Origin of the sequence: Mycobacterium sp. 852002-30065_SCH5024008, assembly GCF_001665645.1 — a bacterium.
GTDB classification, from domain to species: Bacteria; Actinomycetota; Actinomycetes; order Mycobacteriales; family Mycobacteriaceae; genus Mycobacterium; species Mycobacterium paraffinicum.
On the sequence record NZ_LZSZ01000144.1, the window covers coordinates 1 to 13,618 of the forward strand.

General features: G+C 68.6%; 13 protein-coding genes and 1 pseudogene. 7 read left to right on the top strand and 7 right to left on the bottom strand.

Translation table 11 applies throughout. The features are described 5' to 3' along the window. The coding region (locus A5781_RS18245; RefSeq protein WP_067209452.1) for a patatin-like phospholipase family protein at window positions 1-619 on the top strand (619 nt) is incomplete at its 5' end. Between the two features lie 38 nt (window positions 620-657). Here A5781_RS18245 and A5781_RS18250 read toward each other — a convergent pair. Beyond that, on the bottom strand, window positions 658-1,737 hold the full coding sequence (locus A5781_RS18250) for a patatin-like phospholipase family protein (RefSeq protein ID WP_067209418.1): 1,080 nt from the start codon (window positions 1,735-1,737) through the stop codon (window positions 658-660). 90 nt (window positions 1,738-1,827) lie between these two features. Continuing rightward, window positions 1,828-2,271 carry a lipoprotein LpqV gene (locus A5781_RS18255; protein WP_067209422.1) on the bottom strand — a complete coding sequence of 148 codons (444 nt, stop codon included), beginning with the start codon at window positions 2,269-2,271 and terminating at the stop codon, window positions 1,828-1,830. 110 nt (window positions 2,272-2,381) lie between these two features. On the opposite strand from A5781_RS18255, the gene A5781_RS18260 reads away from it, so the two are divergent. After that, complete coding sequence (locus A5781_RS18260) at window positions 2,382-2,978, top strand: cysteine dioxygenase (protein WP_067209426.1); 597 nt, start codon at window positions 2,382-2,384, stop codon at window positions 2,976-2,978. Then, window positions 2,978-3,427 carry a rhodanese-like domain-containing protein gene (locus tag A5781_RS18265; protein ID WP_067209430.1) on the top strand — a complete coding sequence of 150 codons (450 nt, stop codon included), beginning with the start codon at window positions 2,978-2,980 and terminating at the stop codon, window positions 3,425-3,427. Before A5781_RS18260 ends, A5781_RS18265 begins: the two co-directional genes overlap by 1 nt. Here A5781_RS18265 and A5781_RS18270 read toward each other — a convergent pair whose 3' ends face one another. Genes A5781_RS18270 through A5781_RS18280 form a run of 3 tightly spaced genes read right to left on the bottom strand, consistent with a single transcriptional unit; the run spans window position 3,428 to window position 7,030 of the window. Beyond that, the gene (locus A5781_RS18270) at window positions 3,428-5,188 is read right to left on the bottom strand and encodes an alpha/beta-hydrolase family protein (protein ID WP_067209434.1); all 1,761 of its coding nucleotides are present in this window, start codon (window positions 5,186-5,188) and stop codon (window positions 3,428-3,430) included. Window positions 5,189-5,195: 7 nt separating this feature from the next. After that, window positions 5,196-5,978, bottom strand: coding sequence for an enoyl-CoA hydratase (locus tag A5781_RS18275; RefSeq protein WP_067209439.1), 783 nt, complete (start codon window positions 5,976-5,978; stop codon window positions 5,196-5,198). 2 nt (window positions 5,979-5,980) lie between these two features. Further along, window positions 5,981-7,030 (bottom strand): enoyl-CoA hydratase/isomerase family protein, encoded by a 1,050-nt coding sequence (locus tag A5781_RS18280; protein ID WP_067209455.1) that lies wholly within the window; start codon window positions 7,028-7,030, stop codon window positions 5,981-5,983. Window positions 7,031-7,253: 223 nt separating this feature from the next. On the opposite strand from A5781_RS18280, the gene A5781_RS18285 reads away from it, so the two are divergent. Continuing rightward, window positions 7,254-8,105 carry a Bax inhibitor-1/YccA family protein gene (locus tag A5781_RS18285; RefSeq protein WP_067209459.1) on the top strand — a complete coding sequence of 284 codons (852 nt, stop codon included), beginning with the start codon at window positions 7,254-7,256 and terminating at the stop codon, window positions 8,103-8,105. A 141-nt stretch (window positions 8,106-8,246) separates the two neighbouring features. Here the strand turns inward: A5781_RS18285 and A5781_RS18290 are convergent, their stop codons facing one another. Together A5781_RS18290 and A5781_RS18295 are read right to left on the bottom strand one after the other, a co-directional pair. After that, window positions 8,247-9,464, bottom strand: coding sequence for an acetyl-CoA C-acetyltransferase (locus A5781_RS18290; protein ID WP_067209442.1), 1,218 nt, complete (start codon window positions 9,462-9,464; stop codon window positions 8,247-8,249). A gap of 87 nt (window positions 9,465-9,551) precedes the next feature. Further along, window positions 9,552-10,526: an SGNH/GDSL hydrolase family protein gene (locus tag A5781_RS18295; protein WP_067209445.1), complete on the bottom strand. Its 975-nt coding sequence runs from the start codon at window positions 10,524-10,526 to the stop codon at window positions 9,552-9,554. Window positions 10,527-10,756: 230 nt separating this feature from the next. Between A5781_RS18295 and A5781_RS18300 the strand changes: the two genes are divergently transcribed. The 3 genes and pseudogenes from A5781_RS18300 to A5781_RS26320 all read left to right on the top strand — a co-directional run. After that, on the top strand, window positions 10,757-11,827 hold the full coding sequence (locus tag A5781_RS18300) for an alpha/beta hydrolase (RefSeq protein WP_067209447.1): 1,071 nt from the start codon (window positions 10,757-10,759) through the stop codon (window positions 11,825-11,827). Window positions 11,828-11,897: 70 nt separating this feature from the next. Beyond that, window positions 11,898-13,304, top strand: coding sequence for a cystathionine beta-synthase (locus A5781_RS18305; protein ID WP_067209450.1), 1,407 nt, complete (start codon window positions 11,898-11,900; stop codon window positions 13,302-13,304). Between the two features lie 102 nt (window positions 13,305-13,406). Further along, window positions 13,407-13,618: pseudogene (locus tag A5781_RS26320) on the top strand (RDD family protein); the annotation flags it as partial.

The following is a 13,618-nucleotide window of genomic DNA, read 5'->3' on the forward strand; positions in this document are numbered from 1 at the left end:
ATGCGATCGTCGGCAGCGTCAGATGTGTATAAGAGACAGGCCCTATGCGGACCCGTCGAACAAGACCCGGCAACAGATGCAGCGGATCGGGGCCGTGGCGTTGGCGACGAAAACCGTTGCGCCGCCGGTGCGCCGCCGGGTGATCGCCCAACGCCTGGCGTCGCATCACTGGCCCGATCGGGCGCTGCGGATCACCGCGATCGACGTGGACACCGGCGAATTGGTGGTTTTCGATCGCGAATCCGGCGTCGACCTCGTCGACGCGGTAGCGGCCAGCTGCGCGGTACCCGGGGCGTGGCCCCCCGTGGCGATCGCGGGCCGGCGCTACATGGACGGCGGGGTCGCCAGCTCGGTCAACCTCGGCGCGGCCGGCGACTGCGACACGGCGGTGGTGCTGGTGCCCTCGGGCGTGGACGCGCCCTCGGCGTTCGGCGACGGGCCGGCCGCGGAGATCTCCGCCTTCGCGGGCGCGATGTTCGCGGTGTTCGCCGATGCCGACTCGCTGGCGGCCTTCGGGCCCAACCCGTTGGACCCCGCCTGTCGCGTCGCGTCGGCACTGGCCGGACGCGAGCAGGGCCGCCGCGAAGCCCGAGGCGTCGCGCGTTTCCTGGGCGTCTGACCGGGCCGCGACGCTAACGCGCTGCGGCAGCGCGGGTTTCAGGCTTCGGTCGCGGGCGGCGTGGTTCGTTTGTTCTCGAAAGCGTCCAGGGCCTCGTCCGCCAGCGCACGGCCGACGGCGATCACCTCCGCCGCCCGGTGAAACTCCAGGCCCCGGCACGTCGAGCGCGGGATCTCGATCAACAGGTCGGGCGGGTAGACCGCCAGCGTGTGGCGCGCCAGGGCGGCCTGGGCGATGTCGATCGTCCGGTTCATCACCTCGAAGCTGCCCAGCTTCGGCACTTCGGGTGCGGCATCGGGCAGTACGCCGGCCGCGTCATCCCCGTCCGCGGGCTCCTCGACGTCCAGATCCTCCGACCAGCTGTCCGCTTCGGCGGTGGACCCGCCGAATCGGCCCAGGACGGCGCGCGCGGTGGGCCGATCGAGCAGCGACCGGGCCGCGGAGGTGTCGAGCAGCGCGGAGGTGCTGCGCACCATGCGGTTCAGCCACTCGGCGGTCACGCCGGATTCCGCGTCCCGGGTGGCGATCGACTCGCTGCCGCTGAGGCTCACCGCGATGGTCACGTCGGCATTGACCGCCGATAGGGGGGCCATCGGCAGCGGATCCAGGATGCCGCCGTCGGCGAGCAGCCGCCCGTCGACTTCGTGTGGGGCGATCACGCCCGGTATGGCGATGGAGGCGCGGATCGCCGTGTCGACCGGGCCGCGCTGGAACCACACCGTTTTACCGGCCAACAGGTCGGTCGCGACCGCGGTGAAGGGGATGGGCAGCTGCTCGATGTCGACGGGGCCGAGGATGTCGCGCACCGCGTCCAGGATTTTCTCGGCCCGCATCACCCCGGCCGCGCTGATCGAGAAGTCCAGCAGTCGCAGGATGGTGCGCTGCGTCAGGGACTTCGCCCAGTCGGCGAACTCGTCGCGACGCCCGGCCGCCTCCAAACCGCCGACCAGCGCGCCCATCGACGACCCCGCGATTCCCACGATCTCGTAGTCACGTGCGCGCAGCGCGTCGATCACCCCGATGTGGGCGTAGCCGCGGGCCCCGCCGCTACCCAGCGCCAACGCGACGCGCGTCGGTGACGATCGGCGCGCGACGACGCCGCCAGGTCCGTCCGGCATCTCTTCATTTTGCGCGGCTAAGCGGGGTGGCAGCGGCCGGGTTGGCACTTTCTCTACCCGTGAATTCAATCGCGCACGAGTTCGAAAGCGTCAACCGCATTCGTCGCCGGCGGCGGCGCGCGCGGCGGTGATCACGGCTGCCTGCCGGGCCGGTGTCAGATCCGCCCAGCGGGCATTCCAGCTGCCCGCGGTGCCCGACGGCGCGGCCTGGACCATTGCCAGATAGGGCTCGAACAGCGACTGACCGGTCTTGGGCTGGGCATCCATCCACAGTTTTGCGGCGTGACAGGCCTGGTAATACTCTTCCTCGGTCGAATTCGCGGGCACGTCGACCCTGGTCGTCACGCCCGCCGGCGACAGACCGACGGCGCCCGGTGGCGCCGCACCGGGGCGGGCCGGTAGGTCCGCCGGCCGCGGCGATGAGGACGCGGGCTTACCGCTCGGGGCTTCAGGTGAGCATCCCGTAGCCGCCAATAATCCGGCCGCCACGAGGAGCGTGCCCCACAGCCGGGGCCGTTGACCGCACCAGCGCATCCTCTCAATCTATGCAACACTGGCGGCCGTGATGGAGCGCTTCGGATTTTGCGAGTGTTGTCGGCCGTAACACGCCGCCGCCTGTCCGATCCTTTTTGTGGAGCTCCCCAATGTCTGTACCCCTCGCCGCTCCGGCTGCGTTGCGCCCGCGCACCATTTCGTCCCCATCGTCGGGACCGACCCGCCTGCGGGTTCCCGACCTCCTGCACGCCACCGACCAGGCCGCCGACGACGTGCTGAGCGGACGTTGCGACCACCTGCTGCCGCCGGGCGGAATACCTGAGTCGCGCCGTTGGTTCACCCGCATCCACGGTGACGAGGAGCTGGACGTCTGGCTGATCAGCTGGGTTCCCGGCCATCACACCGAACTGCACGACCACGGTGGGTCCCTAGGCGCGCTGACGGTCCTGTCCGGGTCGCTCAACGAATTCCGTTGGGACGGCCGGGCCCTGCGGCGTCGCCGGCTCGACGCGGGCGATCAGGCCGGGTTTCCGCTGGGCTGGGTGCATGACGTGGTGTGGGCACCGCGGCCCGTGACCGTGCCGCTCTCGGGCCTGTCGGGCATCGTCCGAGAGCCGGTGACGCCTTCGCTCAGCGTGCACGCTTACTCGCCGCCGCTGACCGCGATGTCCTACTACGAGGTCACCGGCCGAAATCGGTTGCGCCGCCAGCGCACCGAACTGACCGACCAACCGGAAGGACCGTGATGAGCCGCATCGATGTTGTGTTGAGATCCGCCCGGCGCCGCTACCGTCGGCTTCCCGCCGCCGAGGTGCCCGATGCGCTGCGGCGGGGGGCGGTGCTCGTCGACATCCGGCCGCAGGCGCAGCGCTTCCGCGAGGGTGAGATCCCCGGCGCGCTGGTGATCGAACGCAACGTGTTGGAGTGGCGCTGCGATCCGACCAGCGAGGCCAAGCTGCCCGAGGCCGTCGGTGACGACGTCGAATGGGTGATCGTGTGCTCGGAGGGTTACACGTCCAGCCTCGCGGCGGCCGCGCTGCTGGACATCGGCCTGCACCGTGCGACCGACGTCATCGGCGGCTATCACGCGCTCGCGGGTGCCGGTGTGCTGGAACAACTTTCCGGCACGGGCTCGCTCGACGCCGGCCCGGGAGTGCTCGCCAGCTCCGGCAACCCCGGTCGCCGCTGGCTCTAGCTACCCGATGGAGGTGGCATCCGAATGAAGCAGTGGCCGTAGCTTGTTGGTCTTTTCCGGCGTCCAACCCGGCGGTGACAGCACGGCGGCCCAGCCGTCGGCCGCGTCGGCGACGTAGTGGTGGCCATGGCCCTCGGGGACGTCTACCGCGACGGCCATGTCCGCCGTGACCTGCAGGAACGTCACCACCGGGATCCAGCGCGTCTCGGGCAGCACGTCATAGCCCCGCCGCTCCCGCAGCCAATCCGGTTTGCTGAACAGCAGGTCGGGGGACCACCAGGCGATCGGATCCGAGGCGTGTTGCAGATAGACCACCCGCGGGTGATCCCACGCGGAGTTCGGGCGCCCCAAATTGCTTGGGCGAGCGACAAACCGGACGTTCTTGCCGTCGTTGTAGATGGGCAACCACTCCGGGGAACCGGGGTCGCGCGTCGACGTCAGGTCGGTCCAGATGGTGTTTTGGAATGTCGGTCCGCTGAACAAGGCGCCGTCGGTGCGGGCGAGGACGTTGTTCAGGCTCATGAACGGCGCCTCGCCGCCGAACGATCCCAGACTCTCGCCGAACACGACGAGCTTGGGGCGTTGCGCTTCGGGCATCTGGCGGATCAACCGGTCGACGGCCTCGAACAGCGCCTGCCCGGCGTGGCGGGCGTTCTCCTTGTCCACCAGGAAGGACAGCCAGCTCGGTAGGAACGAGTACTGCATGCTGACGATCGCGGTGTTGCCGTTGTACATGTACTCGAGCGCGTCGGCTTCCGCCTCGTTGATCCAGCCGGTGCCGGTGGTGGTCGCGACGGCGACGACGGCGCGTTGCAGCCCCCCGGTGCGCTGCAGCTCGCGCGCCGCCAGCTCGGCGGTCGCCGTGATGCCGTCCGCGGAGTTCAGCCCGGCATAGGCGCGGATCGGTTCGGTTGCCGGAGCGCCGTTGAAGGCGGCCAGCTGGCCAACTCTCGGGCCGGCTTCCACGAAGATGCGACCTTGGTGCCCAAGGGATTCCCACGACACCAGTGACTCGGGACCGCCGGACCGCAGCGGGGTCTTCGGTGGCGCGGTGTCGGGATTCATCTCGTTGTTCGCCGAGGCGAAGGTGTTGTTCATGGTCCGCATGGCGGACTTGAGCACGACACCGTTGAGCAAGGTGATGGTGAGCACCAACAGCAGCGCCACCACGATGGTCGCCGACAACCGAAACGGCGCGATGCGGTCGACCTGGCCGACCAGGAACCTGACCAACCACCGGATGAACTGGCCGATTTCGACAAGGGTGAACAGCACCACCAACGAAAGGCCCGCGGCCACCGGGTAGTCGTACCACTTCAGGTGCTGTACGCCCATGAGGTCGCGCACGTTGTCCTGCCACACGTGGAACCAGATGGCCATCAGCACCATGCCGAGCGCACCGATCGGGATCAGCACCTTCCACGCCCGGCGCGGCGGCGGGGGACTGTGATCCTTGGCGCGCATGTAGCGGACCAGCCACACGGCGAAGACGCCCAGCCCGTAGCCGATGGCGCCGGAGATGCCGCTGACCAGCCCCTGGAACAACGCACCGCGAGGCAGCAGGGACGGCGTCATGGAGAACCAGATGAAGATGAGGCCCACCGTGGTGCCGGTGAAGGTGTAATGCCGCACCCACCAGGGCTTTTCGGGTGACCGCGGCTCGCGAGTGTGCGGGCGGGTATCCGGGGGCGCAGCTTCGTCGGCAACGACCGTCGGGTTGCCGCCGGCTTCGGTGTTCGTCGCTGTACCCGGCTCGCTCATCGCATGCCTACCGGTGGGTGAAGTTGGGAGCGCGCTTCTCGATGAACGCCGTCATGCCCTCGGACTGGTCCTCCGTCGCGAAGGTGGAGTGGAAGAGGCGACGTTCGTAGAGCAGCCCTTCGGACAGCGTGGATTCGAACGCCCGGTTGACGGCCTCCTTGGCCATCCGGGCCGACGAGCGTGACATTTGGGAGATGGTCGTGGCGACGGCCTTGGCCTCGGCCAGCAGATCATCGGCGGGCACCACTCGCGAAACCAGGCCGCTGCGTTCGGCTTCGGCGGCGTCGATGGTGCGCCCGGTCAGGATGAGGTCCATGGCCTTGGCCTTGCCGATGGCGCGGGTGAGGCGCTGGGAGCCGCCCATGCCGGGCAGCACACCGAGTTTGATCTCGGGCTGGCCGAACTTCGCTGTGTCGGCGGCGATCAGCACATCGCACATCATGGCCAGCTCGCAGCCACCGCCGAGCGCGTGCCCAGCCACCGCGGCGATGGTCGGGGTGCGCACGGCCGCCAGTTTGGCCCAGGGGGCGAAGAAGTCGGCGTCGAACGCCTCGGCGTACGTCAGGCCGGCCATCTCTTTGATGTCGGCACCGGCCGCGAACGCCTTGGCCGAACCCGTGATGATGATCGCCCCGATGCCAGGATCGTTGTCGAACTCCGTTGCCGCCCTGGTCACTTCGTTCATCACCTGGGTGTTGAGCGCGTTGAGCGCTTTCGGCCGGTTCAGGGTGATGGTGCCGACGCGCTCGTCGCGCTCGACCAGGATGGTTTCGTAATCAGCGTCTGTCATCGTCAATCGCCTTCCTGGAAACTCAAGTCGTCGTCGACCGGGGCGAAATACGCCTCGACGTCGGCCGCGGTCACCGCGGCCAGCGTCGCCGGTGACCACTTCGGGTTGCGGTCTTTGTCGATCAGCTGGGCTCGGATGCCCTCGACCAGGTCGTGCGAGCGCAGCGATGCCGACGACACCCGATAATCCTGAATGAGAACGTCTTTCACCGTTTCGAGTTTGGCGGCGCGTCGGACGGCTTCCAGGGTTACCGACAACGAGATCGGCGAGCGGGTGCCGATCAGGTCGGCGGCGTGGTTGGCGGGGCCGGTGTCATGCCCGCGAAGCGCGGCAACGATGTCTTCGACCGTGTCGCCGGCGTAGCACTCGTCGATCCAACCGTGTTGTGCGGCAAGCTCGCTCGGCGGGGGCTCAATGGCGTGCGCGGCAAGCGCGCTCTGGACGCCGCCAGCCACGATCGCCCGGGTGAACGCCTCGAGATCGTCGTGCGGCACGTAGTGGTCGGCGAATCCCATTGCGATGGCGTCGGCTCCGGAAAACGGAGCTCCGGTCAGGGCGGCGTGCAGACCCAACCCACCGGGCGCTCGGGACAGCAGGAACATCCCGCCGACATCGGGAACGAAGCCGATGCCCACCTCGGGCATCGCGATCTTGGAGGTGTCGGTCACCACGCGGATGTTCGCGTGCGCGCTGACGCCGACGCCGCCACCCATCACGATGCCGTCCATCAGCGCCACGTAAGGCTTGGAGAAATCTGCGATCTGGGCATTGAGCAGATACTCGTCGCGCCAGAACCGCCGCGCCTCAACCCCGTCCTTACGCGCACTGTGATAGATGGAGACCACGTCGCCACCGGCGCACAAGCCGCGCTCGCCGGCGCCGGAGAGCACCACCGTGGATACCGCGTCGTCGTCTGCCCAGCGGGTGAGTATGGCGCTCAGCGCGTCCACCATCTGCTGATTGAGTGAGTTGATCGCCTTGGGGCGGTTGAGCGTGATCAGACCGACGTTGCCCTCGACGCGGGTTAGAACCTCATCGGACTCCTCGGTCACGCCCTGGCCTCCCATCGCGGTCCACCCTCGAACGAAAAATCTAGATCGTGACGACCGACGCGATACCCCCGGGTAAGGGTTATCTTTAACGCGACGACAGCAGCTGTGTTATTTCGCAGGCTCCAGGCACCGGAAAATGCCCAGGTCGGCCGGGAACCCGGACGGGACGCTGATCGTTGAGATTGTGTTCGCACAGCTCGAAGCCAATAGAGAGGATCCGACGGTGCGGGAGACAAGCAACCCGGTATTTCGTTCGCTGCCCAAGCAGCGGGGCGGATACGCGCAATTCGGCACAGGCGCGGCCCCAATGCAGGGCTATGGAGCCGACCCCTACGCGGCCCCCTACCAAGCTCCCTACCAGGAGACCAGGGCTTCGCGTCCGCTGACCATCGACGACGTCGTCACCAAGACCGGCATCACGCTGGCCGTGTTGGCGGTGTCCGCCGTGGTGTCCTACTTCCTGGTGGCGTCCAACCTCGCGCTGGCGATGCCGCTGACCCTGGTCGGCGCGCTCGGCGGGCTGGGGCTGGTGCTGGTCGCGACCTTCGGCCGCAAGCAGGACAGCCCGGCCATCGTGCTGAGCTATGCCGTCCTCGAGGGGCTCTTCCTGGGCGCCATCTCGTTCGTCTTCGCCAATTTCGCGGTCTCGCACGCCAACGCCGGCGTGCTGATCGGGGAGGCCGTCATGGGCACCTTCGGTGTCTTCTTCGGCATGCTGGTGGTGTACAAGACCGGCGCAATCCGGGTCACCCCCAAGTTCACCCGGATGCTCGTCGCCGCGATGTTCGGCGTGCTGGCCCTGATGCTCGGCAACTTCGTGCTCGCGATGTTCCACGTCGGCGGCGGTACCGGGCTGGGCCTGCGCAGCGGCGGTCCGCTGGCGATCATCTTCTCGCTGGTCTGCATCGGCATCGCGGCGTTCAGCTTCTTGATCGACTTCGACGCGGCCGACCAGATGGTGCGAGCCGGGGCGCCGGAGAAGGCGGCCTGGGGTATCGCGCTCGGCCTGACCGTGACCCTGGTCTGGCTCTACCTCGAGATCCTGCGTCTGCTCAGTTATCTGCAGAACGACTAGTTCTCTTCAACGAAAAGACCGGCACGCCGATTGGCGTGCCGGTCTTTTCGTGTGTGCGGGCGTCGAGTGTGCGCTGGGGGCGGGCCTGCCCGGCGTGTCGCGACCATGGCCGCACACTCGACGGCGAGCTCCGGCGACCGGTCAGCTCAGCCGCTCGATGATCATCGCCATGCCCTGCCCGCCGCCGACGCACATGGTCTCCAGCCCGAACGTCTTGTCGTGCGTCTGCAGGTTGTTGATCAACGTGGTCGCGATGCGCGCGCCGGTCATGCCGAACGGGTGGCCCAGCGCGATCGCCCCGCCGGAGACGTTGAGCTTGTCTTCGTCCATGCCCAGCTCGCGCGCCGAACCCAGCACCTGGACCGCGAAGGCCTCGTTGATCTCGTAGAGGTCGATGTCGTTGATCGACATTCCCGCTCGCGCCAGCGCCTTCTTGCACGCCTCGATCGGGCCCAGACCCATGATCTCCGGCGAGAGGCCGCTGACGCCGGTGGACACGATGCGGGCCAGCGGCGTCAGGCCGAGTTCCTTGGCCTTGGTGTCGCTGGTGATCACCAGCGCGGCGGCGCCGTCGTTGAGCGGACAGGCGTTGCCCGCGGTGATCGTGCCGTTGGGCCGGAACACCGGCTTGAGCTCGGAGACCTTCTCGTAGGTGGTGCCGGGACGAGGGCCGTCATCGGTGCTCACGGTGGTGCCGTCCGGCAGGGTCACCGGGGAGATCTCGCGCTCGAAGAACCCGCTCTTGATCGCCTCCTCGGCCCGGTTCTGGCTGCGCACCCCCCAGCGGTCCTGGTCTTCGCGGCTGACGCCGGTCAGGATGGCGACATTCTCGGCGGTCTGACCCATCGCGATGTAGACGTCGGGCAGGCTCCCGTCGGCGCGGGGGTCGTGCCACTCGTCGGCGCCGGCGGCCGCGGCCTGCGTACGCTCCTGAGCCTCGTCGAACAGCGGGTTCTTGGTGTCGGGCCAGGAGTCGGAGTTGCCCTTGCCGAACCGGGACACGGTCTCGACACCCGCGGAGATGAACGCGTCGCCCTCGCCCGCCTTGATGGCGTGAAACGCCATCCGGGTGGTCTGCAGCGAGGACGAGCAGTACCGGTTCACGGTGGTGCCCGGCAGGAAGTCGTAACCGAGCTCGACGGCGACGACGCGCGCCATGTTGAAGCCGGACTCGCCGCCGGGCAGGCCGCAGCCCAGGATGAGGTCGTCAATCTGGTGCGGGTTGAGCGCGGGCACCTTGTCCAGCGCGGCGCGCACCATCTGGGTGGCCAGGTCGTCGGGCCGCATGGAGACCAGCGACCCCTTCATCGCGCGGCCGATCGGCGAGCGAGCAGTTGAGACAATGACAGCTTCAGGCATGACGGTTCCCTTCAAATCCCTTTCGGATTCCGACGAGCTCGCTACATAACCGGGGTGGTGACTCCACACCGACGGGCTGGCACAAATCTAGTCGCTGGCAACCGGCGGGCACGAAGACGGGGCGGGTCCCGGCACCGGGCGCCGCCACAGCCGCGACATCACGCTGGTGCGGGTGTGGCGCTGACCGAGCACCGGCTCCGTCGTCGATGCCGCCAACTCCAGCGGCGGGAGATCGACCTCCTCGCCCAGCGCTTCGCACAGCGCACGCAGCAGCGCGTCGGCCGCGATCGCGTAGGCGGGGGCGGACGGATGGAAGCCGTCCGGGGAGAACATCACGTGAGGCGTCGACCGGAGTTGCGGTGTCAGCAGCTGCGCCAGGGGTACCGGCATACCGCCGGCGGCCCGGACCGACGCGGCCTGGGCGCGCGCCAGTTGCAGACAACGCTCGTGTGCGATCGAGCGAAGGGGTTGGGGGATCGCGGTGATGACACCCAGGTCCGGGCAGGTGCCGGCGATCACCACCGCACCGCGGGCGCGCAACTTGCGCACGCTCAGCCCGAGCCGCTGCGCCGACTGGCTGACGCCGTTGAGGGCCGTCACGTCGTTGGCGCCGACCATGATCACCGCCGCATCCGGCGGCCTCCCGGCCACGAACATCGCATCGACCTGGCCGCACACGCCTTTCGACGTGGCGCCGACGATTGCCTTGGTGCTCAACCGGATTCGCTTGCCCGTCTGTTCGGCGAGGCCGCGCGCGATCCGCACTCCCGGCACTTCCTCGGCGCTGGTGCACCCGTAGCCGGCGGCCGTCGAGTCGCCGAAGATCATCAGGCTCAGATCGAACGGCACGCCGCGGTGCCACCGCTCCGCCGGGCCGCCACCGCGGGTGTACACGCCGTCGGCGCGCGGCGGGATGTCCCACGCCTTGGGGATGACGGTGCGCGCGCGCGTCGCCTGGCCGGCCAGCAGGTTGCGCGCGCCCAGATAGGCAGTTCCTGTCGAGGCGAGTGCGCCCGCCGTGGCCAGGGCGATTGCCGAACGACGGGGCACCCGCATGGTCACGCGACCAGTTTAGTTCGGCTTGCATATTTGCGGGGTCGGCTGACAAACAATGTGATCACGGTGCGAATCAAATGAGGTAACAAATCGGACTCTTTAAATGTTGTCTTAAGAAGTGGCTGTCAAGCTAAGTTCGCGGGGTCGGCTGAGTGCCTCGAGCAACGGCTGAACCAGACGCTTAGCTGCCCCGTCACATGCTGTATCGCACTACAAAGGCGTAGGAAGTGTTGAGCATGAGCGCACCCGGCAAGGTATCCGGCTCGCCCCGGAACGCCCTTCGTCCACACGACGTCCTCGCGGCTCGCAGGGCCAGCAGGCCCCGCAGGTTCGCGATGAGCGATGGCACCCCGGTCGAGGTCCTCGAATCGGGACCCAGCGTTGCTGCGCGGGTGGCCAACCTGACGTCGCGAGTGACGGTTCGGCCGGTTCTCTCCGTCGGCAGCCATATTCCCAACTTCCCCTGGCCCTGGGGCTTCATCGACCTGGCGGCCCGGGTGGTGCTCCCGGTGTCGGCCACCGTCCGCGAGACGGTGAACTTGCCCAACGCGTCGGCACAGCTGGTGCGTGCCCCGGGCGTGCTGCCCGCGGACGGCACCCGTCGGGTGGTCGTCTACTTCCACGGCGGTGCGTTCTTGACGTGCGGGGCGAACTCGCACGGTCGGCTGGTCGAAGCGCTGTCGCGGTTTGCTGACGCGCCGATCTTGGTGGTCAATTACCGGCTGCTGCCCAAGCATTCGATCGGGATGGCTCTCGATGACTGCCACGACGGCTACCAATGGCTGCGGCTGCGCGGATACGAGCCGGATCAGATCGTGCTGGCCGGTGACTCCGCGGGCGGCTACCTCGCACTCGCGCTGGCGCAACGCCTCCAGGAGGAGGGCGAGGAGCCGGCCGCGCTGGTGATGATCTCGCCGCTGCTGCAGTTGGCAAAGGAATACAAGCAGGCCCATCCCAACATCAACACCGACGCGATGTTCTCCGCCCGGGCGTTCGACGCGCTGGCCGAGCTGGTTGCCAGCGCGGCCGAAAAGCACAAAGTCGGGGGGCGGCCCGAGGAGATCTACGAGCCGTTGGAGCACATCAAGCCGGGCCTGCCGCGGACGCTGATCCATGTGTCGGGATCCGAGGTGTTGCTGCACGACGCCCGGCTGGCGGCGAGCCGGCTGGCCGCCGTCGGTGTGCCGGCCGAGGTGCGGGTGTGGCCCGGCCAGATTCACGACTTCCAGCTGGCCGCTCCGATAGTCCCGGAGGCGGTTCGCTCGCTGCGCCAGATCGGCGACTATATCCGCGAGGCCACCGGCTAGCGCAACCCCCGCCGGGCGCCAACTCGGAAGCCGTCGTGCACCCCCGGAACCTGCCTGAGACGATGAACGCATGCGGATCGCCCAGCACATCAGCGAGCTCATCGGCGGCACGCCGCTAGTTCGCCTGAATTCCGTGGTTCCCGACGGCGCCGGCACTGTGGCGGCCAAGGTCGAGTACCTCAACCCCGGGGGTAGCTCGAAGGACCGGATCGCGGTGCGGATGATCGACGCCGCCGAAGCGAGCGGCCTACTGAAGCCCGGGGGCACCATCGTCGAACCCACCTCGGGCAACACCGGCGTCGGCCTGGCGCTGGTGGCACAGCAGCGCGGGTACAAGTGCGTGTTCGTCTGCCCGGACAAGGTCGGCGAAGACAAGCGCAACGTGCTGCTCGCCTACGGTGCGGAGGTGGTCGTCTGCCCGACGGCCGTGCCGCCCGACCACCCGGACAGCTACTACAGCGTCTCCGATCGGCTGACCAGGGAGATCGAGGGCGCCTGGAAGCCCGACCAGTACGCGAACCCGGAAGGCCCGGCGAGCCACTACGCCACCACCGGCCCGGAGATCTGGGCCGACACCGACGGCAAGGTCACCCACTTCGTCGCCGGCATCGGCACCGGCGGCACGATCACCGGTGCGGGCCGCTACCTCAAAGAGGTGTCGGGCGGGAAGGTGCGCATCATCGGCGCCGACCCCGAGGGTTCGGTGTACTCCGGCGGCAGCGGCCGGCCCTACCTGGTCGAGGGCGTCGGCGAGGACTTTTGGCCGGACGCGTACGACCGCACGGTCCCCGACCAGATCATCGCGGTGTCCGACTCCGACTCGTTCAACATGACCAGGCGGCTGGCCCGAGAGGAGGCGATGCTGGTCGGGGGGTCGTGCGGGATGGCGGTTGTGGCCGCGCTGAAGGTCGCCGAGGAGGCCGGACCCGACGCGCTCGTCGTGGTGTTGCTGCCCGACGGAGGGCGCGGTTACATGGCGAAGATCTTCAACGACGCCTGGATGTCGTCGTACGGGTTCCTGCGCAGCCGCCTCGACGGTTCCACCGAGGAGGCCACGGTGGGTGATGTGCTGCGCGGCAAATCCGGCGCCCTGCCCGACTTGGTGCACACGCATCCTTCCGAGACCGTGCGCGACGCCATCGGCATCCTGCGCGAGTACGAGGTGTCCCAGATGCCCGTGGTCGGCGCCGAGCCGCCGGTGGTGGCCGGCGAGGTGGCCGGCAGCGTTTCCGAGCGCGAACTGCTCTCGGCCGTCTTCGAGGGCCGGGCCAAATTGGCCGACGCCGTCTCGCTGCACATGAGCCCGCCGCTGCCGATGATCGGCGCGGGGGAGTTGGTCAGCGCGGCCGGTAAGGCGCTGCGCGACTGGGATGCGTTGATGGTGGTCGAGGAGGGCAAACCGGTCGGTGTGATCACCCGCTATGACCTGCTCGGTTTCCTCTCGGACGGGCCTCGTGGACTGGCAGGCCGGCGCTAGCGGGGCCCCCTTTCGGCCGCGACGCGTGTCTCGCCCGGCCGCTGCGCGCTCAGGTACTGTAATGCGGCCTGGTTCAGCTGGTCCGCAGTGGAAGGGGTGCCCATGACCGATCAACCGCCGCCTGGCGACGCTTATCCGCCACCTCCGCCGCCGCCCGGGTCATCCGGTGGTCAGGCGGTTCCGCCCCCTCCATCGACTCCCGCGGGCGGCTCCTACCCGCCGCCTCCGCCGCCGCCCGGCGGCTCCTACCCGCCGCCTCCGCCGCCGCCCGGCGGCTCCTACCCGCCGCCTCCGCCGCCGCCCGGCGGCTCCTA

Excerpts from the sequence above, each read along its gene's own strand:
- A5781_RS18250 (WP_067209418.1), bottom strand. The coding sequence starts at position 1,737 with ATGCCGGACGGACCTGGCGGCGTCGTCGCGCGCCGATCGTCACCGACG.
- A5781_RS18255 (WP_067209422.1), bottom strand. The coding sequence starts at position 2,271 with ATGCGCTGGTGCGGTCAACGGCCCCGGCTGTGGGGCACGCTCCTCGTG.
- A5781_RS18260 (WP_067209426.1), top strand. The coding sequence starts at position 2,382 with ATGTCTGTACCCCTCGCCGCTCCGGCTGCGTTGCGCCCGCGCACCATT.
- A5781_RS18265 (WP_067209430.1), top strand. The coding sequence starts at position 2,978 with ATGAGCCGCATCGATGTTGTGTTGAGATCCGCCCGGCGCCGCTACCGT.
- A5781_RS18270 (WP_067209434.1), bottom strand. The coding sequence starts at position 5,188 with ATGAGCGAGCCGGGTACAGCGACGAACACCGAAGCCGGCGGCAACCCG.
- A5781_RS18275 (WP_067209439.1), bottom strand. The coding sequence starts at position 5,978 with ATGACAGACGCTGATTACGAAACCATCCTGGTCGAGCGCGACGAGCGC.
- A5781_RS18290 (WP_067209442.1), bottom strand. The coding sequence starts at position 9,464 with ATGCCTGAAGCTGTCATTGTCTCAACTGCTCGCTCGCCGATCGGCCGC.
- A5781_RS18300 (WP_067209447.1), top strand. The coding sequence starts at position 10,757 with ATGAGCGCACCCGGCAAGGTATCCGGCTCGCCCCGGAACGCCCTTCGT.
- A5781_RS18305 (WP_067209450.1), top strand. The coding sequence starts at position 11,898 with ATGCGGATCGCCCAGCACATCAGCGAGCTCATCGGCGGCACGCCGCTA.